Genomic DNA, 19812 nt, shown 5'->3' on the forward strand with positions numbered 1-19812 from the left:
GCCCGGTCACGGGGGCGGGAAACAGCGCACCGGCGCGCGTCACGACCGGTGCTCAGCGCGTCGCGAGGTCGAGGATGCGCTGGATCAGGTCGGGGTAGGTCCAGCCGGCACCGGTCGCCGCGAGCGGCAACAGGCTCGTCGCCGTCAGGCCCGGAAGGGCGTTCACCTCGATACACATCGGATCGCCGTCGGCGTCGCAGCGGAAGTCGGTGCGCGAGTACGCGTCACCGTCGAACCCCAGCGCACGGTGCGCGCGCAGCGCCAGCTCCGTCAGGCGGGACGCGAAGGCGGGCGGGACCCGCGCGGGGCACACCTCGTTCACGGCTCCGGGCTGGTACTTGGCCGCGTAGTCGAACACCGGGGTCGTCAGCTCGATCTCGATCACCGGAAGCGCCTGGTCACCGACCACGGCCACGGTGAACTCGCGCCCCGGCAGGAACGGCTCCACCATCAGCTCGACCCCACGGGAGCGCACCTCGGAGGCGACCTGGGACAGTTGCGCCGGCGAGTCGACCCGGTACACCGACACGCTCGATCCGTCGGCCACCGGCTTCGCCACCACCGGACCGGCCGCCACCAGACGTTCCACGTCCTCGGGCACGTCGCCCGCCCCGGGCCGCCACAGCGCCCGTTCGACCACCGGCAGCCCCGCCGCGCCGAGCACCGCCTGCGCCCGGCCCTTGTGCCAGGCCGCCGCACACGCCGCGCTGCCCGCGCCGGTGAACGGGACACCCGTCATTTCCAGCAGCGCCTGCACATGCCCGTCCTCACCCCAGCCACCGTGCAGCGCCAGGAACACGGCCTCCGCGTCACGCAGGAGATCGAGGACCGGACCGGACGTCAGGGACGCGTGCATACGCTGCCGCCACTGCCGCTGATCAGCGAGGGAGGGCGGCTCCTTCGCGACGGCGAACCCGTCGACCACGTCACCCGGGCGCAGCGGTCCGGCCAGGACCGGCACCGCCGCCGCCGGGTCGACCAGCACCACCTCATGGCCCCGTTCGAGCAGAGCCCGGGCCACCGACCGGCCGGAGGCCAGGGAGACGTCCCGCTCGGAGCTCTCTCCACCACACAAGATCACAGTTCGCATACGGGGATTGTGCCGCACCGCTTCCGCCGTCTTGTGGAGCGACGGTGAGGCGATGCCTGCCGGTAGGGCGACCGGCAGGCCCCGGGCGGCTACTTGGGGGCGGTGACCCCGGCGGCCTTGGCGATGTCGTCGAGGACGTGGCCGGCGGCCTGGATGCCGATGCCGGACATCCACGTCTCGTCGGGCACCTGGAAGACCTTGTCGTTCTTGACGGCGCCGAGGCCCTTCCAGAGCGGGTTCTCCTGGACGGCGTCCTGCTGGGTCTTCTTCGGGTCGTCGGCGACGGTCACGAACACCATGTCGGCGTCGGCCTTGTCGATCTGCTCCGGGGAGATGTCGAGCATGGGCTTGTCGACGTCCTGCGACTCGGGGCGGCGCAGGCCGATGTCGCTGAGGACGATGCCGCTGAAGGACTGCTTCTGGTAGAGGCGGGTGGGGCCGGCGACGAAGCGGACGACGGACGCGGTGGGCGCCTTGCCGTCGTTCTTCTTCTTGATCTCCTCGCCGAGGGCCTTGGCGCGCTTCTCGTACGCGTTCATGGCCGAGGCCGCCTCCTTCTCCAGGCCCAGGGCCTGGGCGTGGACCTTCAGGTTCTCCTTCCAGGGGGCGCCGGTGGTCTCGGTGAAGACAGTGGGGGCGATGCCCTTGAGCTTGTCGTAGACCTTCGCGTGGCGGACCTTGGAGGAGAGGATCAGGTCGGGCTTGAGCGACATGATGCGCTCGATGTCGGGCTCCGCCATGGGGCCCACGTCCTTGGTGTTCTTGATCTTGGCGGAGAGGTAGGCGGGGAAGCCGCCCTCGGTCTTCATGTGGGGGGAGACCGCGCCGACCGGCTCGATGCCGAGCATGGTCACGTCGTCCAGTTCGCCGGTGTCGAGGACGACGACGCGCTGGGGCTTCTTCTTGATCTCGGTCTTGCCCATGGCGTGGGTGATCGAGCGCGGGAAGCCGGCGCCGGCGGAGGCGGCGGGCTTGGACTCGTCGTTCTTCTTGTCCTCGCCACCACAGGCGGCGAGCGCGGAGGCGCCTATGATCACGGTGAGCGCCATCACGGACACTCTTCGCATTCGGCTCGGGGCCGGTCGGAGCACGGTCATGGTGGGTTTCCCTTTTTCGAGCGGTAGGGGGCTTTTCGGCGTGGTGGGGGCGTCAGGAGGTCGCGGCGGCCGCGCGTCTGCGCGACCGGTCGCGGGGGACGACCAGGGGGGTGCCGCTTTCCGGATCGGGGACGACCCGGCATTCCACCCGGAAGACCTCCTCGACGAGTTCGGCGGTCAGCACGTCCGCCGGGGATCCGGCCGCCGCCGGGCGGCCGTCGCACATGACGACCAGGTGGTCGGCGTAGCGGGCGGCCTGGCCGAGGTCGTGCAGGACCATGACGACGGTCCGGCCGGCCTCGGTGTTGAGCTCCTCGACCAGGTCGAGCACGTCGAGCTGGTGGCGCAGGTCGAGGAAGGTGGTGGGCTCGTCCAGGAGCAGCAGCGGGGTGTCCTGGGCGAGGGCGAGGGCGATCCAGGCGCGCTGGCGCTGGCCGCCGGAGAGTTCGTCGACGGCCCGGTCGCGCAGCGCGTCGGTGCCGGTGCGCTCCAGCGCCTCCTCGACTGCCGTCTGGTCGGCCTTGGACCAGGGGGTGAGCATCCGCTGGTGGGGGTAGCGGCCCAGGCGTACGAGCGCTTCGACGGTGATGCCCTCGGGGGCGGCGGCCTGTTGCGGCAGCAGGCCCATGCGGCGGGCCAGGGCGCGGGCGGGCATCCGGTGGATGTCGCTGCCGTCGAGGGTGACGGTGCCGGCGGCGGGGGCCAGCAGCCGGGCCATGCCGCGCAGCAGGGTGGACTTGCCGCAGGCGTTGGGGCCGACGACGGCGGTGACGGCGCCGCCGGGCAGCGTCAGGTCGACCCCGTCGACGACGACGGCGTTCCCGTAGCCGAGCCGCAGGCCGCTGGTCGCCAGTTCGTTGGCGTTCGTCGTGGCGTTCATCGGACGGCACTCCCGGCGTTGGGCTTCATTTGACGCAGCATCAGTACGAGCAGCCAGGGCGCCCCGAGGGTGGCGGTGACGACGCCGACGGGCAGCCCGTGGACGGGCAGGAGGTGCAGGACGACGAGGTCGGCGCCCAGCAGCAGGACGGCTCCGGTCAGCGCGGTCAGCGCGAGCGTGCCGGTGGTGGGCGGCCCGGCCAGGAACCGCACGATGTGCGGTACGGCCAGGGCCACGAAGCCGACGGGGCCGGTGAGGGCGGCGGCGACCGAGGCCAGCACGACGGCGAGGAGCAGCAGTTGCAGCCGGGCGGCGTTCGGGGGCAGGCCGAGGGCGCCCGCGCTGTCGTCGCCGAGGTCGAGGACGGCGATCCTGCGGTGGCAGACCAGGGCGAGGACGAGCCCGGCGAGGATCACCGCTCCCCCGGCCTGGACCTCGGCCCAGGTGCGTCCGTACACCGAGCCGGTGGTCCATTGCAGGGCGGAGGAGGCGAGTTCGGCGGGGAAGCGGACGATGAGGAGGTTCACCGCGGCGGCGAGGCCCGACTGCACGGCGAGGCCGACGAGGACGAGCCGGGAGACGGTGAACCCGCCCCGCCAGGCCAGCAGTCCGAGCAGGCCGGCCGCGAGCAGCCCGCCGCCGAGCGCGGCGGGTGAGATCAGCGAGGCCGGCGCGCCCGAGGCGAGGACGGCCATCGCGCCCAGCGAGGCGCCGCCGGTCACCCCGACCACGTCGGGCGAGGCGAGCGGGTTGCGGGCGGCGCGTTGCAGGACCGCGCCGGCGACGCCCAGGCCCGCCCCGGCCACGACGGCGGACAGCACGCGGGGGGCGCGCAGCTCCTGGACGAGCATCACGTCGCCGGCGTCGCCGAGACCCACCAGGCCGCGCAGGGCGTCCACCGGCGCGATCGGGACCTCGCCGGTGCCGAGCCCGATCGCCGTGAGCACCACGAGCAGGGCCGTGGCGGCCGCGCTCAGCAGGGCGGTCCGCCGGCGCTGCCGGGCGAGCGCGCCGCCTGCCGCGCGGGGCGGCGCATCGGTCATGACGGCGGTCATCGCGCCACCTTCCGGGCGAGGAGGGCCAGCAGGGGCGCGCCGAGCAGGGCGGTGACGATGCCGACCTCCAGTTCGACGGGGCGCAGCACGAGGCGGCCGAGGACGTCCGCGGTGAGCAGCAGCAGCGGGCCCGCGATCAGGCAGCCGGGGATCAGCCAGCGGTGGTCGGCGCCGACGAGCTTGCGGACGAGGTGGGGGGCGGCGAGGCCGACGAAGGAGAGCGGGCCGGCGACGGCCACCGAGGAGGCGGCGAGCAGGATCACGGCGATCCCGCCGGCGGCGCGCACCTTGGCGACCGGGACGCCGAGTGCCTGGGCGGTCTCGTCGCCGAGGGCGAGGGCGTTGAGCGCGGGTGTGACGGCCAGGGCCAGGACGAGGCCGATGACGAGCGGGGCGAGGACGGGCAGCAGGATGTCGGTCTGCCGCCCGGCGAGCGAGCCGGCCAGCCAGAAGCGGGCTTCGTCCAGGGTGCGGTGGCTGGTGAGCATCACCGCGGAGGTCCAGGAGATGAGCACGGCGTCCAGCACGGTGCCGCCGAGCGCGAGCCGTACCGGGTCCAGGTCGCCGGCGCGGCGGGCGAGGGCGAGGACGGCGAGGGTGGACATCGCCGCGCCGGCGAAGGCGAAGGGCAGGTACTGGGCCGGGTGCGTCAGGTGCAGCACATAGCTGGCGACGACCACGGCGAAGCCGGCTCCGTGGTTGATGCCGAGCGTGGCGGGCGAGGCCAGCGGGTTGCGGGTGATGCCCTGGGCGAGGGCGCCCGCGACGCCGAGGGCGGCGCCGACCACCACGCCGATGACGGTGCGCGGCACGCGCAGCCCGGTGACGACCAGGCCGTCGCTGCTGCGGTCCCCGTCGGCCAGGGCGTGCCACACGGTGCTCAGCGGCACGGCGCGCGACCCCGCGGCGAGGCTGAGCGCCACGCACAGGACGAGCAGGGCCACGCCGCCCGTCAGCAGCAGGGCCCTGCGGAGTGCCGCCGGGCGCCCGGCGGCGGGCCGGGGCGGCCGGACTGGCCGGACATCGGTCGCGTTCACGGGGCAGACCTTAGGTTAGGCAAGCCTAAAATTGTCAATTCCCGTCGAACGCTTGCCTGTAATGCCCGCATTTCGTTATGACGAACCGCCGCCCGTGCCACCGGGGCGCCGATGGCGCGCACAGCGCCCCGAGCGCCGCTCGCGCTGGTCACCCGCCCTGAGAGCAGCCATTTCCGCTCCGATCACAGATCCGTTCGCGCAGCCGTCAGGACCGAGGAGGAAGTCCTCTTCCTCCTCTACGATGCGGTCCGCGAACCTGTTCGCCAAGAGGCCGGCCCCTTGCCCGCCCTGCGGAATCGATCAGGATCCACACTCGGACGGAACGTTTCGTCCCGTGCATCGCTCCAGCCGGATGCGCACCGGCCCAGCAGTTCATCGAGAAGGTGAGGAGTCCCGCACGCGTTTCGTCGGTCACCCTCGACCGCGGCGGCCACAACGTCAACACCTGGCTCCGGGAGATCCCGCCGTCCCTGCGGTGGCTGAGCGGACGCCTCGGCGCCGGGTGACGGCCGGCCGGAGGCCGGGCGGAAGCCGCGGCGGCGGGTGACCGCGGCCGGGTCCCTGGCCAGGGTCCGGACCGGGGGTGGGACCCGGGCCGGACCCTGGAACAGGGGTGGGGGGTGGGAATGAGGACAAGGGGGAAGGCGAGGCGGTGTCAGCTGACCAGGCCGAGCCGGGCGGCTCGTACACCCGCCTGGAAGCGGCTGCCCGCCCCCAGTTCGTGCATCAGGGCGGCCAGGTGCCGGCGGAAGGTGCGCGAGGACATCCCCACCCGCCGGGCGATCACCTCGTCCTTCAGCCCGGACGCCAGCAGTTGCAGGATCGTGGACTTCAGGTCCCCCAGCGCGTCCCCGTAACCCGGCGCCGCGCCCTCGACCGGACTCGCCGGCTCCCACAGCCGCTCGAAGACCCGCCCGAGGAAGGCGACCAGGTGCTGCTCGTAGGTCAGGGCACCGCCGTCCTCTTCCTCGCGCCCGTCCTGGGCGGGGAGGAAGGCCGCCTGCCCGTCGAAGACGACCACCGGGTCGAACGCCTCGGTGCACGAACGCACCTCGGCACCGTCCTGGACGAGGCGGGTCAGCACCGAACGCGCGGCGGCGTCCGCGCGCAGGGTGTGCGGGCAGAGGACCCGGACCCGGGCCTGGTTCCGCAACGGCTCCTTGAGCAGCTCCAGGACGAACGGGCGGGGGCCCGACACCTCCCGGGCCGACAGCATCACCACGACCTCGAACCGGCAGCCCCCGGCGAGGTTCACCAGCCGCGCCCGGGCCTGCCGTACGACCCCGGTCGAAGCGTCCTCGGCGGAAGCACCCGCGGGGGAAGCGGCGGAGGACGGGGCATGGCCGGCGGAGGTGTGGAGGGCGGCGGTGAAGGACGCCAGGCGCTCGTGGACACCGTCCAGTTCACGGTGGGCGTCCTCGATCACCCGCTGTAGCGGTACGGCCAGCTCCCGCCGCGCCACCTCCGCGCCGACCGCCGCGAAGCCGCCTCCCGAACCCGCCGCACCCACCAGAAGTCGCAACTCCCGCAGCTCTGTCACCGCCCGCTCCACTCGTCTCACAGGAACACCCAGTACGGCGGCCGCTTCCCCCACCGTCACCGAGGACCGGCCCAAGGCGAAGGCGTAGAGGCGCAGGGCGCACTCCCCCACACCCGCGACCGCGACCTCCGCGGGCGCCGTTCCGCGGGCGTCCGCCACGGTGGACGCCCGCGGCGCATCGGAGACCGGCGCGGCGGCGGCAGGAGCGGCGGTGCGGGGAACGGCGTTCGGCGCGGGAGCCGGAGGAGCCGGGGCACGGTGACGGGCGTACGACACCGCCGCCACAGGGGACCTCGGTATTACGGGAGTTACGGGTGCCACAGGTGTCGCGGTCGCGGCTGAGTGGACCGGTACGGCTTCCTTGAGCATCTTCACCCATCTCTGAGGTGCCGGCAGTGTTCCGGAGCGGGAGAACGCCCGCACCGCCACCGGGTCGGGAGCCGGTGGCCGCGCGAACGGTGCGCAGGGTGGAGCAGTAGCCACGGGGGAAGAGTGGAAAGGTGGACTGATGACACTCCCGCCACGGGGCGGCGCGGCGGGCAACAGGCACCCGCACCACCGTGAGGCCCCTCGCACCAGCGGTGCGGGTGCCTCACGGCACGTGCGCGTACCCGGTACCACCACACTCACGCGGCTGCGCCCCCGTACCAGCCGCGTGAGTGCGTGCACGGGCGGCGGATGATGCCGTCCGTACAGGCCAAGTGGCCGGAGTATCCGGAACGTTACTCAGCGGACCCAAACCCGTCAAGGCATCCGCTATAGCGGATGATGAGAGTCGCCGGGCCGGACGCGGCACCCTGAACAGCCACCCCGCAGGTCAACGCGTCCACAGCCGGCACGGCCCGGCGGACGGGCGGGAAAACGCCATGAAGGAGCGCTGGTGCACGGACGGATGACGGGCCAGCATGCTCCACGCGACCCCCTGCGACAGCCCAGGAGGAACAGCACACGGGCACCACCACCCGGCCACCGGCACGAACGGGCCGGGCCCGGCGGCAGGCAGGGAGCCGGCGGAAGCGAGGAGTGCGACCGGCCGGGACCCGAAGCCCTGACAGGTGATGACGGCGCACGCCACGGGCGGGGGCTGACATCGGCGGCCGTACGTACGGCCCTGCCGGGCTGATGCGGCGTCACCGGCTCGTAGGGCAACAGCGCACACGGACAGGCAGCGGTCGGCAGTCGGCACCGTGAGACGGCCGGGACAGCCCCGCCGCCGGCCAGGGCGGCGGGCGAACAGCCGTCAACAGCGGCGGCAGGAGCGGGCACAGCCCCGTTCCGGGCGGCGGCCGTGCCACAGGATCGGGAACGGCAGCCGGACCCGGGCGGGCAGGCCCGGGGCAGCGGAGCCGCCGCCCCCACCAGCGCGCACACCGGCAACCGCTCCCCGCCCCGCGACCTGTCCTCGCGTCCCGACCCGTATGTATGTCCCTGCCCGATGATTCCTACTGGAGAACCATGCCCGACACCACACACCCCGACCCCGCCGCCACCGACCGCGGCCGCCTCACTCAGGCCCACCGCGCCGGGCTCTCCGGCATGCTCGGCACCACCGTCGAGTGGTACGACTTCTTCGTCTTCACCACCGCGTCCAGCCTGGTCTTCCCCCAGTTGTTCTTCCCCTCCACCACCCCCGGCGGCGGGATACTCGCCTCCTTCGCCACCTTCTGGGTCGGCTTCCTCGGCCGCCCCCTGGGCGCGGCCCTCTTCGGCCACCTCGGCGACCGTTACGGCCGTAAACGCAGCCTCATCACCAGCCTGACCCTGATGGGCACCACCACCACCGCGATCGGCCTCCTGCCCAGTTACCACACCGCGGGTGTCGCGGCCCCTACCCTGCTGTGCGCGCTACGCCTCCTCCAGGGCATCGCCGTCGGCGGGGAGTGGGGAGGCGCCGTCCTCCTCGCGGGCGAACACGCCCCCCGGGGACACCGCACCCTCTTCACCGCCTACATCCAGCAAGGCACCCCCGTCGCCTCGCTCCTGTCCACCGCCGTCTTCCTGCCCTTCTCCCGCCTGGCGGACGACCAGTTCCTCAGCTGGGGCTGGCGCGTCCCCTTCCTTCTGGCCGCCGCCTTCACCGCCACCGGCCTCCTCATCCGCCTGCGGGTCGCCGAATCCCCCCAGTACCGCGACCTGACCGCCACTCCCCAGGGCACCGCCACCGCCCCACTGGCCGAAACCTGGCGCCACCACCGCCGCACCCTCGCCCTGTGCGCCGGGGCCTGCGCGATCCCCATCGCCGGCACCTACCTCGCCGGCACCTTCGTCCTGTCCTGGGCCACCGCCCACCTCGGCTTCCCCCGGCACACCGTCCTGACCGTCATCCTCTGCTCCGCCGCCGGCCGCTGCCTCCTCCAGCCCCTCACCGCCCTCGCCGCCCACCGCTACGGCCCCGCCCGGATCTGCGCCGTGGGCCTGGCCCTCTACCTCGCGGCGATCCCCTTCAACCTCTACTGCCTGCACACACAGAGCATCTGGTGGATCACCGCCGGCATCGCCGCCCTCGAAGCCGCCAGCGCCATCACCTACACCGTCATCGCCACCCTCCTCCACGACGCTTTCCCCACCCGCATCCGCTACACCGCCATAAGCCTCGCCCAGCAACTCGCCAGCCTCACCTTCGGTGGCACCGCCCCCGCCACCGCCCAGACCCTCACCACCCTCTCCGGCAACCACCTCTGGCCCATCGCCCTCTACCAAGCCGCCCTCACCCTCCTCTCGGCCGCTTCCCTCCACGCACTCACCCGGCGCCCCCGACACGCCGGAAGCGCAACGGAGGGGAGTACGCGAGCCGTTCACCACACCGGAGGAACGGCGAGCGCCACAGAGGCACCGACGACCTGAGCACAGGCGCCGCCCGGCACCACCACGGACACCGCGGAACGAGCGGGGCCCCGCCTCCACCCTCATGGGGAGGCGGGGCCCGTCCCACCGGCCGGGCGGGGTCGCTACCACCGCATGGGCAACTCGGAGAGGCCACCCGAGAGACCTCCGCCCAGCACGCGGTCCCGGTGAGGCCGGCGGCGGTGCGTGGGGCCGAACCCGTCACGTCAGCACGCGACGAGCAGCTCCCGCAGCCCCCGGATCACAAAGCCCGGCTTCCACTCGGGCTCCGCCACGAGCCGGAGCCGGGGCGCCCGCCGCAGCAGTTCACCGAAGGACGCCGCGAGTTCGAGGCGGGCGAGCGGCGCGCCCAGGCAGTAGTGGATGCCCGCGCCCAGGCTGAGGTGGGGGTTGTCCGCCCGGGTGACGTCCAGGCGGTCCGGGTCGGGGAAGCGGGCGGGGTCGCGGTTGGCCGAGCCGAAGAGGAGGGCCACCTCGCTGCCGCGCGGGACGACCGTACCCGCGATCTCGATGTCGTCCAGCACCCACCGTTCGAAGAGCTGCAACGGGGTGTCGTACCGCATGAGTTCCTCGATCGCGCCCGGCAGGAGGCCGGGGTCCGCACGCAGGGCGGCGAGCTGGTCCGGATGGCGGAACAGCGCCCACCAGCCGTTCCCCGTGGTGTTGACGGTGGCCTCATGGCCGGCGTTGAGCAACAGCACGCAGGTGGAGACCATTTCCTGCTCGGTGAGCCGGTCGCCCTCGTCGTGCGCGTGGACGAGCGCGGTGATCAGGTCGTCGCCGGGGCGGGCCCTGCGGTCGGCGATCAGCTCCCGCAGGTAGGCCGAGAAGTCGAGGGAGGCGCGGACGGCGTGCCGCGCCGTCTCCTCGTCCGGGTTGAGCTCGTACATCCCGCAGATCGCCGCCGACCAGGGCCGCAGCAGCCTCCTGTCGGCCTCGGGGATGCCCAGCATCTCCGCGATGACGGCCACCGGCAGGGGCTCGGCGACCGCGCCGATGAGATCCCCACCGCCCTCGGCGAGCAGCTCGTCCACCAGCCCGGCGGCCAGCCGCGCCACGACCGGCGCCAGGTCCTCGACCGTGCGCGGCGTGAACGCCTTCGACACCAGGCGCCGGATGCGCGTGTGGTCGGGCGGTTCGAGGTCCAGCAGGCCGTTGCCGTTGAGGACGTGGAACGGCTCGTGGGACGCCGGCGGAGCGGTGCGCCCGAACTCCTCGTGGGAGAACCGGTGGAGGTACGTCCGGCCCAGCCGCCGGTCGCGCAGCAGCGCCCGCACGTCCTCGTGGTGCGGCACCAGCCACTGACGGCTCGGCTCGAACCAGTGCACCCGCCCGGAGGCCCGCAGCCGCTCGTACCCCGGATAGGGATCGGCGACGAACCGGGAGGACCACGGGTCGAATCCGCTGTTCGCATCCATGTGCGGATGCTAGCGGTGCGGGCCGGGCCTGTGCTGGACGGGGCATCGCCCCGAGGGGACTCGCCTGTGATTCATACACGGAATGCACGAGGCAAAGAAAAACCGAAAAACAGACTGAACGATAAGACGCCGCAGGGTTTTCGGGAAAATGTTCTTCCTCTTTTGGCGGGTATGCGCAGGCATTAATATGGTGCCGCCCGGTGCGCGGATCGCCCCATGGGGACCATGCGCGCGGAGTTCGAGGAATCAAGTGCAGCCGCCGCCGACCGATCACTGAGGATCTTGATGGCATCCTGCTTGGCTTCGGTTGTCGCCGGTGTCGGGTCCTTCCTGCCACCGCGCGTCGTCCGTAACGGCGACCCCCCGCTGTCGGGCCTGGACACCACCGAGGACTGGATCCGCAAGCGGACGGGCATCGAGCGCAGACGCTGGGTGGACCCGGGAACGAGCACCGGGGACCTGGCGGTGGAAGCGGGCCGGGCGGCGCTGCGCAGCGCGGGCGACCCGGTGGTGGATCTCGTGGTGCTGGCCACCACGACACCCGATCACCATTCGCCGGGGACGGCCCCGTGGGTGGCCGCGCGACTGGGGCTGGGAACGGTCCCGGCGTTCGACATCTCGGCGGCCTGCTCCGGATTCACCTATGGCATGGCGGTCGGCGACGCCTGGATCAGATCCGGGTCCGCGGAATGCGTGCTCGTCCTGGCGGCCGAGACGCTGTCGACGATCACCGACCCCAGCGACCGGGGAACGGCCGTGGTCTTCGCCGACGGTGCCGGCGCCGTGGTCCTGCGCGGCGGTGAGCCCGGCGAGCCCGGTGCCGTCCAGGCCGTGTGCCTCGGCAGCGACGGCGCACAGCACGACCTCGCGGTCGTGAGCGCGGGCGGCTCGCGCCGCCCGGATCCCGAGGGTGCCGCCGCCCTGGCCGACCGCTGTCTGCGGATGCGCGGCCCCGACATGTTCGCCCATGCGGTACGCCGGATGACCGAGGTGTCGCGGCTGCTGCTGACGAGGCTGGAGTGGCCCGTCGACTCGGTCGGAGCGTTCATCGGCCACCAGGCCAACCAGCGCATCCTGGACAAGGTCGCCGACCTGGTGGGCGTGCCCGCCACGAGCCGCTTCGCCAACATCCGCGACGTCGGCAACACCTCTTCCGCCTCGATCCCCCTGGTCATGCACGACCTGGTCGAAGCCGGCACCGTCCCCTGCGGCGCCAGGACGCTGCTGACCGCCTTCGGCGGCGGGGCCGTGTGGGGCGCGATCGGATTGACCTGGCCCGACCTCAAGCCCGCGTCCTGATCCCGAAGGAGACCCCACGTTCATGAGCGAGGCCGTGCAGCACCCCTTCACCTACATCCGCGACTACCTGGCATCGGCGTTCGGCCTGACCGCGGACGAGCTCACCGGCGACCGCACCTTCGGCAGCCTGGAGTTGGACTCCATCGCCCAGGTGGAGATGTTCGTGACGCTCTCCGACCACTACGGCGTCCAGCTGGACGACTCGCTGGCCGGCGACGAGATGACCCTGCGACAGACAGCCGACCTCGTCTCGGCGGCCCTGGAGAGCGGCGGTGGGCGGCCGAAGCCGCAGGACGCCGGAGCGGTCGCGCCGGGCTGACGCCCGTACACCCACCGACCCGGCACATACACCGCCCCCGGCTCGGCACATCCTGCGGCACCCCGCGCGGGCGCCGTCCACCGGCCGCGCGCCCGCGCTCTGAGCACGGACCGTTCCCCGCCCCCGGCCCTCACCCGCCCTTCTGCCGTCTGACGGAGAGCCGTGACCGAGACGCTCACCCGCACCCTGTCCCTGGACGGACTGTCCTTCTCCTATCAGGTGACCCACGCGGAGAACCCGCGCACCGACCCCGTCCTCGTCATCGGGGGCGTCCTGCAAGGAATGCACGGCTGGTCCATCATGGAGCGCCACGTCCTGCCCCACGCCGGTCTCATCTCGGTGGACCTGCCCGGCGCCGGCCGGTCCACACCGCTGCGGCCCGAGCAGAGCATGGAGACCATGTGCGAGGCCACCGAGATCATCATCGACGACCTGGGTCTGGAACGGGTCAACTTCCTCGGGTACTCCTTCGGCTCCGCCATCGCCTTCCGCTGCGCGCAGCGCCGTCCGGAGCGGTTCGCCAAGCTGGCACTCGGCGGCGTCCCCGTCCGCATCAGCGACAAGCTCATCGACCTGTGGACGCGCGGCGCCCGGCGGATGCTCAGCGGCGACGCCTCCGGCTTCGTCGACGTACTGGCGGAGATGTTCCTGTGCTCCGACCCCCGGGCCGAGGTCAGGAACCGGGACGTCGTACGCCAGTTGGTCAAGCGCATGACCCTGCGCGCGGTCACCGCCAGCGCCCACGGATTCGAGACGATGGAACGGTCCGTCCTGGAGAACCTCGACCCCGAAGGCGGCCTCCGGGGCGTTCCCACCCTCGTCTTCTGCGGTGAGCACGACACCGTCAGCTCCTCGCAGGAGCAACGGCGGTTCGCCGCGACCATCGAGGACTGCGCCTTCGCCGCGATCGCCGAGGCCGACCACTGGGTGTTCATGCAGCGCCGCGACGAGGCGAGCGACCTCGTGATGCGCTTCTTCACCGGCCGGCCGTTCCAGGACCGCGACTACCTGGTCGAACCCGCGGCCGCCGTCGGCACAGCCGCCGTACACGGCTGACCGGCACGCGTGTCGCGGCTCGCCGCCGCGGCGGACCCGACGGCACGAACGTCCCGCCGCACACGCCCGGTCGGGACCGAACGGCACCGGAACAGTGGCACAGATGAAGAACGGGGCGAGCGAGAGACATGACCCGCAACACCGTCATAGCCGGGCTCGGGTGCTGGCTGCCACCGACCGTCGTGGACAACGCGGACCTGATGAGCCCGGAAATGGATGCCTTCGTCCGGCGGCGTATCGGCATCGCACGGCGGCACCGCATCACCGACGGCGCCGCCACCGTCCACATGGCCGCCGGGGCCGGCGCCCGCGCCCTCACCTCGGCGCGCGCCGAACGCGTGGACGCCCTCGTCCTGGCCACCACCACCCCCGACCGGCTCTGCCCCGCCGGAGCACCCGAAGTGGCGAGCCGCCTCTGCCTGACCGGCGTTCCCGCCTTCGACGTCAACGCCGGCTGCTCCGGGTTCCTCTACTCCTGCGAGGTGGCCAAGGGACTGATCGCGACCGGCGCCGCCGACTCCGTCCTGGTGATCGCCTCCGAAAGCACGTCGGCCATGGTCGACCCCGCGGACCCCGGCACCGGCCCCCTCTTCGGCGACGGCGCGGGCGCCGTCGTGCTGCGCCGGGCCGGGCCCGGCGACGTGCCCACGCTCGGACCCACGGTCTGGGGAAGCGACGGAACACTCGCCGACGCCATCGCGATCCCGGCGGGCGGATCCCGGCAGCGCACGGCCCGAACCGACTCCGGCGGAGCCGACCTCTTCCTGCGCATGCGGGGCACCGAAGTACTGCGCAACGCGGTGCGCCGGATGAAGGCGGCCACGACCGCGGCCGCCGAGGCGGCCGGCTGGGGCCTGCCGGACGTCGACGTGCTCGTCGCGCATCAGGCCAACGCCGCGATCACCGGCGCGTTGGCGGCCGCTCTGGAGTTCCCCTCGGCCCGTATGCCCTCCAACATCGAGACCGTCGGGAACACCGCCGCGGCCTCCGTGCCGATCCTGCTCGCACAAGCGGCCGCCGACGGGACGGTCAAGGAGGGCCTGCGCGTCCTGATGGTGGCTTTCGGCAGCGGGCTGTCCTGGGCGGCGACCACCGTTACGTGGCCTCCGGGAATCACTCCCTGCCTCTGACGCGGCGCGAGGGAGCCTACGGTTTTTTCCCCCGCGAACGTCGCATCTACGCAAGCCGTCAAGCCGCCGTCACGCCACCCGAACCGGTCGGCCGGGCCGGTCGTCCACGGAGAACCCATGAGCGACATGCTGAAGATCGTCATCGCAACCCTCACGCAAAAGGCCGGGCTCCCCGCCGCCTCCGTCACCCCCACCGCGACCCTGGCCCAAGCCGGCGTGGACTCCATGGCCATCGCCGTCCTCTCCATGGTGCTGGAGGACGACCACGGCCTGGTGATCACCGAGACGGACCTCTCGGCCAACTCCACCATCGCCGACCTGGCCGCCTTCATCGAACGGCACCAGGCGGCCAACCCATGACGGGCGCACCCCGGTCCGCCACCGCACCGCCCCCGCCCGCGGCCGACATCCGCGACCACCACATCACCTGGCCCGCGGCCGACTACCCCTGCCGGGTCCTCACCCCCCGCGCCCCGGCGCCGGGTGAGCCACTCCTCGTACTGGGCGGCGGCCTCCAGACCCGGCACTCCTGGGCGCGGCTGGAACGCCGCCTCTCCGCCCGTCACCCCCTCCTGATCCCCGACCTGCCGCCTGCCCGCTCACCCGGACGCGCCCGCACGAGCCTCACGTGGGAGGACCTCACCGACGCCGCCCTGAGCGCCGTCGACCAACTCCGCGTACCGCGCTTCGCCGTCCTCGCCGTCTCCTCCGGCTACCCCATCGGCTACCGGCTCGCGCAACGACACCCCGCCCGCGTCACACACTTGATGCTCTTCGGCGCCTCTCCCCGGCCCGGCCCCCGGCTCGCCGCACTCATCGAAGAGGGCCTCCGCCGGGAAGCCGCGCCCCGGGCCGACGACCCGCCCGGCACACACCGGCGCACCGCGGCCGACCTGGTCGACGTCCTCACCAACACCGAGGCCGCCGCGGACCACCTGCTCATCAGAGCCGCCGCGCGCGTCATGACCGACCAGCTCACCGCCGCTCCCGGAGACCCCCTGGTCCGCTACGTATCCGACCGCGGCTCCCTGCTCCTCCGCGACCCGCTCCCCCCGGGCGGCCTCACCGGTGTCCCCACGCTCGTCGGCGTCGGCGAACACGACACCGCCACCACCGTCGAGGACAACCGCGCCGTCGCCGCGACCGTCTCCGGCTCCACCTTCCTGGTGATGCGGAACGCCGACCACCTGCTGCACGTGGAGCGCGACGCCGACTTCGCCGCCGCCCTCACCCTCTTCCTGCGCGGCAGTCCCCTCGACTCCCTGCCCCACTGCACCACGGAACACTTCCGCTCACCCCCGGCGGCCCGCTCAGGTCCGTAACTCCCCGCAGGAGACACCCCACTGTGCACTCGCCCACGCCGCGACCATCTGCCGCACCACAGCGCGTCCTGCTGGCGACCTGGGGCTCCACCGGCGACATCGCCCCCTACGCCGGACTCGCCGTCGCCCTCGAAGAGGCCGGCCACCGGGTGACCGTCGTGACCTCCAACCGCTACGCCCCCGTCTTCCGCCGCCACCGGCTGACCGTCCGTGCCATGCCGCTGGACGCGCAGGAAGCCACGATCGGGCCGCACAGAACGTGGCGCGCCCGCATCGCCAACGCGGCCCATATGGCGGACGTCGGCGCCCGATGCCTTTTGGACGCGGCACGGGAAGGAGCCGACGTCCTGCTCGCCCACCCGCTGATGCACCCCTTGGCCGCCGTCATCGGAAAGGGGCTGCGGGTGCCGTGCGTCGGCGCCTACACCGTCTCCCACGCCATGATGCTCCCCGCCCTGATCAGCGGAACGCCCCGCCGGCGGTACACCGTCACCGACGGCCTCACCAGGCTGATCCTCAGCCCGGTCTACCGTACGGCCGCCGCCCGGCTACGACGCGAACTCGACGTCAAGGCCGGCCTCGCGGACGCCGTCGCCCCGCCCTCACCCCGCCACCCCGTGCGCTACGGCTTCGCCCCGGCCCTCCTCCCGCCCGGCCTTCCCCTGCCCCCGGGCCACCGCGCGGTCGGCCCCTGGCACCCGCCCTTTCCGGCGGACTGGCGCCCTGACGACCGCCTCACGGACTTCCTCCGCTCCGGTCCCCCACCGGTGTACTTCGGGTTCGGCAGCATGAACGAACTCGACAACGCGCGTGTCTCCCGGGCCATCGAGCAGGCCGTCCAGCGGCTCGGGATCCGCGCCGTGGTCCAAGGAGGCTGGGCGGAGCTGGACGTGCCCGGCGACGACATCCTCAACATCGGCGAATGCCCTCACTCCTGGCTCCTGCCGCGCATGGCCGCGGCCGTACACCACGCGGGCGCGGGCACCACCCACGCCTGCCTCCGGTCCCGGACCCCCGCTCTGCCCGTCCCCGTCCGCCTCGACCAGCCCTTCTGGGCTTCCCGTCTCCATGCCCTCGGCCTGACCCCCGGCGTCACCCCGATGCGCCGCCTCGACGGCGGCATCCTCACGGCCGGCCTCGCGCGTCTCCTGGCCGACCCCGGATACCGGGAACGCACCCACCGGACGGGGGAAGTCGTCGCGGGTCTGGACGGAACCGCGGCCGTTCTCCAGGAGGTCGACCGCCTCGGCCGCGACCGCGGCTGAGCGTCAAGACGGCGGTGGGGCGCCCGGCCCCGAAGGCCCCGCGCGGCTCTCGACAGCAAGCCCGCAGGTCCCACGGGGCCGGGCCCCGGCCCGGTGGGTCAGCCCCGCCGGCCGCCGCGCAGCTCCAGCCGTTCCCCCGGGAACCGCTCGCGGAAGCCGCGGTCGTGCGAGACCGCGACGACCGCGCCCGGGTAGGCGGCGAGTGCCGCCTCCAGGTCCTCGACCAGATCGAGCGCGACGTGGTTCGTCGGCTCGTCGAGTACGAGGAGGTCGGCGGGCGCGGTCACCAGGCGTGCGATCTGCAACCGCCGCTGCTGACCCGCCGACAGCGCCGCGACCGTGACGTACAGGTCCTCCTCACGGAACAGGCCCAGCGCCAGCAGCTCCCCGGCGTACTCCTCCGGCAGCCCGGGCCGCCCGGCCGCGAAGGCGGCGAGCAGCGGGAGCCGCGTGGAGCGCGCGGGCAGCTCCTGCGCCAGGTAACCGATCCGCGCGGGGCGGCGTACGACGCCCGCGTCCGGCTCCAGATCGCCCGCGAGGACGCGCAGCAGGGTCGTCTTGCCCGCTCCGTTCTCGCCCGTGACCAGCAGTCGCTGCCCGGGCGCGATCGCCAGTGGACCGACCAGGCGCAGCCGCTCGCCGACCGCTATGCCGTCGAGCTCGGCGAGCGGGAGGTGGGCGGCCGGGTCCTCGCCGCCCGCCGCGGTCAGCGCCGCGGTGAACCGCAGCGGTTCGGCGGGTCGCGCCACCGGGTGGCGCCGCAGGTGGGCCAGCCGCTCCCGGACCGCCCGCACCTGCCCGCCGAGCTTCGCCTCGTGCGAGCGGCGGTGCTTGCCGAAGCCCTGGCGCGGGTCCCCGCCGGTGGTGGCCAGCCGCCGTCCGGCGGCCTCCAGCAGCTCCTCGGTACGGGCCACCTCCTGGAGCCATTCCGCGTACTCCTGCTCCGCGCGGCGCCGGGTGGCGGCCTTCGCGGCGCGGTAGCCGGTCCAGCCGTCGCCGTACCGGTGCACCGTGCGCGCGTCCCGGTCGACCTCAAGGATCGTGGTGGCGATGCGCTCCAGGAAGCCGCGGTCGTGGGTGACCGCGACGACGGTCCCGTGGTGTGCGCGCAGGTGCTCCTCCAGCCAGCGCACGGCCGTCGCGTCCAGGTGGTTGGTCGGCTCGTCGAGGAGCAGCAGCTCGGGGGCGGCGGCCAGCACGCAGGCGAGCGCGAGCCGCGACTGCTCTCCGCCGGAGAGCGAGCCGAGCACCCGGTCGCGGGTGATCCCGGCGAGCCCGAGCCCGTGCATGGCGGCGTCGACGCGGGCGTCCGCCTCGTATCCGCCGCGTTCCTCGTACGCGATCAGCAGCTCGCCGTACGCGGTGAGTTCGTCCTCCGTGGCCTCGCCGAGGTGTTCCTCGGCCGTGCGCAGCCGGCGCTCCATGTCGCGCAGTTCGGTGAGGGCGAGGTCGATGGCGTCCCGCACGGTGCGGTCCGGGTCGAGGTCGAGGGTCTGGGTGAGGTGGCCGGTGCCACCGGGGAAGCTGACAATGATCTCCCCGGCGTCCGGCGCCTCGGCCGCGGCGAGCAGGCGCAGCAGGGTGGACTTGCCGGAGCCGTTCTCGCCGATGACGGCGGCCTTCTCGCCCGGGCGGACGGTGAAGGAGACCTGGTCGAGGACGGTCCGGGTGCCGTAGGTCTTGGTGACGTCCTTGACGGACAGCTGTGCCACGGCAGCGGGCACGGCGGTATGGGCGCGTTCGCGCATCTGGCTTTCCCTGGGAATGCGAAGTGTCTACGGGCAGCAGAAACGGCGGCATCGGCCGTGCCCGGACTCAGAGAAAGTAGAAGAAGTGCATGCACCCACCATAACAAGACGGCTCGTCTCGCCTCTACCCGTTTTCTCGGGGCGGTGGCTTCCCGCCCGCTTCCAGATGGGGGCCAAGACCTGTCGGGGTCCCAGCACGAGCAGCCTCGGCCGGCCAAGAGCCGGCCGAGGTGGAGGCCGCATCACCAGATCACGACATGTCGCACCAAACGGGTTCACCGTTGGGGCGGGTGACGTGCGTGCCGTACACCCAGCCGTAGTAGGTGAAGTACCAGATGTTGCCGTAGCTGTTCCGGTACCGGCAGTACGCGTCGAGGTAGGACGAGGCACTCCTGGTGGTCCCGTCGCACTCGGCGTAGGGGCCGTCGCGGAACGGGGCGGTCGCGTGGCGAACGACGACCGATTCCCAGTGGTGGTAATCGGGCACCACGTCGCAGACCACCGCGGCATTGATCTCGCCGCTGCTGTCGGCACCGGCGGGTGCGACGGCGAGGCCGCCGACGAGTGCGGCGGCCGCCGCGGTGGTGGCGAGTGCGCGTCTGATACGCATGTGGGTTCCCTCCCCCTGAGAGTCGCGCCTCCCCCGCCGCCGGAGGGCACGCTTCTGAACAGCAGCCGCCTGCCGTGAACGGGCGGCGGGCAGCGGGCATTC

At 73.0% G+C, this 19812-nt stretch carries 18 protein-coding genes; 9 read left to right on the forward strand and 9 right to left on the reverse strand.

Annotation, left to right across the window (positions count from 1 at the left end):
* Positions 1 to 52: 52 nt before the first annotated feature.
* The 5 genes from SMD11_RS01265 to SMD11_RS01285 all read right to left on the reverse strand — a co-directional run bounded on the left by SMD11_RS01265 (position 53) and on the right by SMD11_RS01285 (position 5159).
* The gene (locus tag SMD11_RS01265; protein WP_087924623.1) at positions 53 to 1090 is read right to left on the reverse strand and encodes a D-alanine--D-alanine ligase family protein; all 1038 of its coding nucleotides are present in this window, start codon (positions 1088 to 1090) and stop codon (positions 53 to 55) included.
* 89 nt (positions 1091 to 1179) lie between these two features.
* The gene (locus SMD11_RS01270; protein ID WP_234365839.1) at positions 1180 to 2139 is read right to left on the reverse strand and encodes an ABC transporter substrate-binding protein; all 960 of its coding nucleotides are present in this window, start codon (positions 2137 to 2139) and stop codon (positions 1180 to 1182) included.
* A 100-nt stretch (positions 2140 to 2239) separates the two neighbouring features.
* Complete coding sequence (locus tag SMD11_RS01275) at positions 2240 to 3067, reverse strand: ABC transporter ATP-binding protein (RefSeq protein WP_087924625.1); 828 nt, start codon at positions 3065 to 3067, stop codon at positions 2240 to 2242.
* Positions 3064 to 4122 (reverse strand): FecCD family ABC transporter permease, encoded by a 1059-nt coding sequence (locus tag SMD11_RS01280; RefSeq protein WP_234365840.1) that lies wholly within the window; start codon positions 4120 to 4122, stop codon positions 3064 to 3066. Before SMD11_RS01280 ends, SMD11_RS01275 begins: the two co-directional genes overlap by 4 nt.
* A complete protein-coding gene (locus tag SMD11_RS01285) occupies positions 4119 to 5159 on the reverse strand; it encodes a FecCD family ABC transporter permease (protein ID WP_199843776.1) in 1041 nt (346 codons plus the stop codon). Before SMD11_RS01285 ends, SMD11_RS01280 begins: the two co-directional genes overlap by 4 nt.
* A 383-nt stretch (positions 5160 to 5542) precedes the next feature.
* On the opposite strand from SMD11_RS01285, the gene SMD11_RS34730 reads away from it, so the two are divergent.
* Positions 5543 to 5665, forward strand: a complete 123-nt coding sequence (locus tag SMD11_RS34730; RefSeq protein WP_418952399.1) for a hypothetical protein — start codon at positions 5543 to 5545, stop codon at positions 5663 to 5665.
* 149 nt (positions 5666 to 5814) lie between these two features.
* On the opposite strand, the gene SMD11_RS01290 is transcribed toward SMD11_RS34730, so the two are convergent.
* A complete protein-coding gene (locus tag SMD11_RS01290) occupies positions 5815 to 6699 on the reverse strand; it encodes a helix-turn-helix transcriptional regulator (RefSeq protein ID WP_159395172.1) in 885 nt (294 codons plus the stop codon).
* Positions 6700 to 8154: 1455 nt separating this feature from the next.
* Between SMD11_RS01290 and SMD11_RS01295 the strand changes: the two genes are divergently transcribed.
* The gene (locus SMD11_RS01295) at positions 8155 to 9543 is read left to right on the forward strand and encodes an MFS transporter (RefSeq protein WP_159395173.1); all 1389 of its coding nucleotides are present in this window, start codon (positions 8155 to 8157) and stop codon (positions 9541 to 9543) included.
* Positions 9544 to 9749: 206 nt separating this feature from the next.
* On the opposite strand, the gene SMD11_RS01300 is transcribed toward SMD11_RS01295, so the two are convergent.
* Positions 9750 to 10961, reverse strand: a complete 1212-nt coding sequence (locus tag SMD11_RS01300) for a cytochrome P450 (RefSeq protein WP_087924628.1) — start codon at positions 10959 to 10961, stop codon at positions 9750 to 9752.
* 297 nt (positions 10962 to 11258) lie between these two features.
* Between SMD11_RS01300 and SMD11_RS01305 the strand changes: the two genes are divergently transcribed.
* The 7 genes from SMD11_RS01305 (at position 11259) to SMD11_RS01335 (ending at position 17352) form a co-directional block, all read left to right on the forward strand.
* Complete coding sequence (locus SMD11_RS01305) at positions 11259 to 12260, forward strand: beta-ketoacyl-ACP synthase III (RefSeq protein WP_234365841.1); 1002 nt, start codon at positions 11259 to 11261, stop codon at positions 12258 to 12260.
* Positions 12261 to 12282: 22 nt separating this feature from the next.
* Positions 12283 to 12579: an acyl carrier protein gene (locus SMD11_RS01310; protein WP_087924630.1), complete on the forward strand. Its 297-nt coding sequence runs from the start codon at positions 12283 to 12285 to the stop codon at positions 12577 to 12579.
* 162 nt (positions 12580 to 12741) lie between these two features.
* Entirely contained in the window at positions 12742 to 13635 is an 894-nt protein-coding gene (locus SMD11_RS01315; RefSeq protein WP_087924631.1) for an alpha/beta fold hydrolase, read from the forward strand.
* A 128-nt stretch (positions 13636 to 13763) separates the two neighbouring features.
* Positions 13764 to 14765, forward strand: coding sequence for a 3-oxoacyl-ACP synthase III family protein (locus SMD11_RS01320; RefSeq protein WP_087924632.1), 1002 nt, complete (start codon positions 13764 to 13766; stop codon positions 14763 to 14765).
* A gap of 117 nt (positions 14766 to 14882) precedes the next feature.
* On the forward strand, positions 14883 to 15125 hold the full coding sequence (locus SMD11_RS01325; RefSeq protein WP_087924633.1) for an acyl carrier protein: 243 nt from the start codon (positions 14883 to 14885) through the stop codon (positions 15123 to 15125).
* Entirely contained in the window at positions 15122 to 16087 is a 966-nt protein-coding gene (locus SMD11_RS01330; protein WP_087924634.1) for an alpha/beta fold hydrolase, read from the forward strand. Before SMD11_RS01325 ends, SMD11_RS01330 begins: the two co-directional genes overlap by 4 nt.
* Before the next feature lie 23 nt (positions 16088 to 16110).
* The gene (locus SMD11_RS01335; protein WP_087924635.1) at positions 16111 to 17352 is read left to right on the forward strand and encodes a glycosyltransferase; all 1242 of its coding nucleotides are present in this window, start codon (positions 16111 to 16113) and stop codon (positions 17350 to 17352) included.
* A 98-nt stretch (positions 17353 to 17450) separates the two neighbouring features.
* Here SMD11_RS01335 and abc-f read toward each other — a convergent pair whose 3' ends face one another.
* The gene (abc-f, locus tag SMD11_RS01340) at positions 17451 to 19100 is read right to left on the reverse strand and encodes a ribosomal protection-like ABC-F family protein (protein WP_087924636.1); all 1650 of its coding nucleotides are present in this window, start codon (positions 19098 to 19100) and stop codon (positions 17451 to 17453) included.
* A 250-nt stretch (positions 19101 to 19350) separates the two neighbouring features.
* Positions 19351 to 19710 (reverse strand): hypothetical protein, encoded by a 360-nt coding sequence (locus SMD11_RS01345; protein WP_087924637.1) that lies wholly within the window; start codon positions 19708 to 19710, stop codon positions 19351 to 19353.
* Positions 19711 to 19812: the final 102 nt, after the last annotated feature.

It is taken from the genome of Streptomyces albireticuli, assembly GCF_002192455.1.
GTDB classification, from domain to species: Bacteria; Actinomycetota; Actinomycetes; order Streptomycetales; family Streptomycetaceae; genus Streptomyces; species Streptomyces albireticuli_B.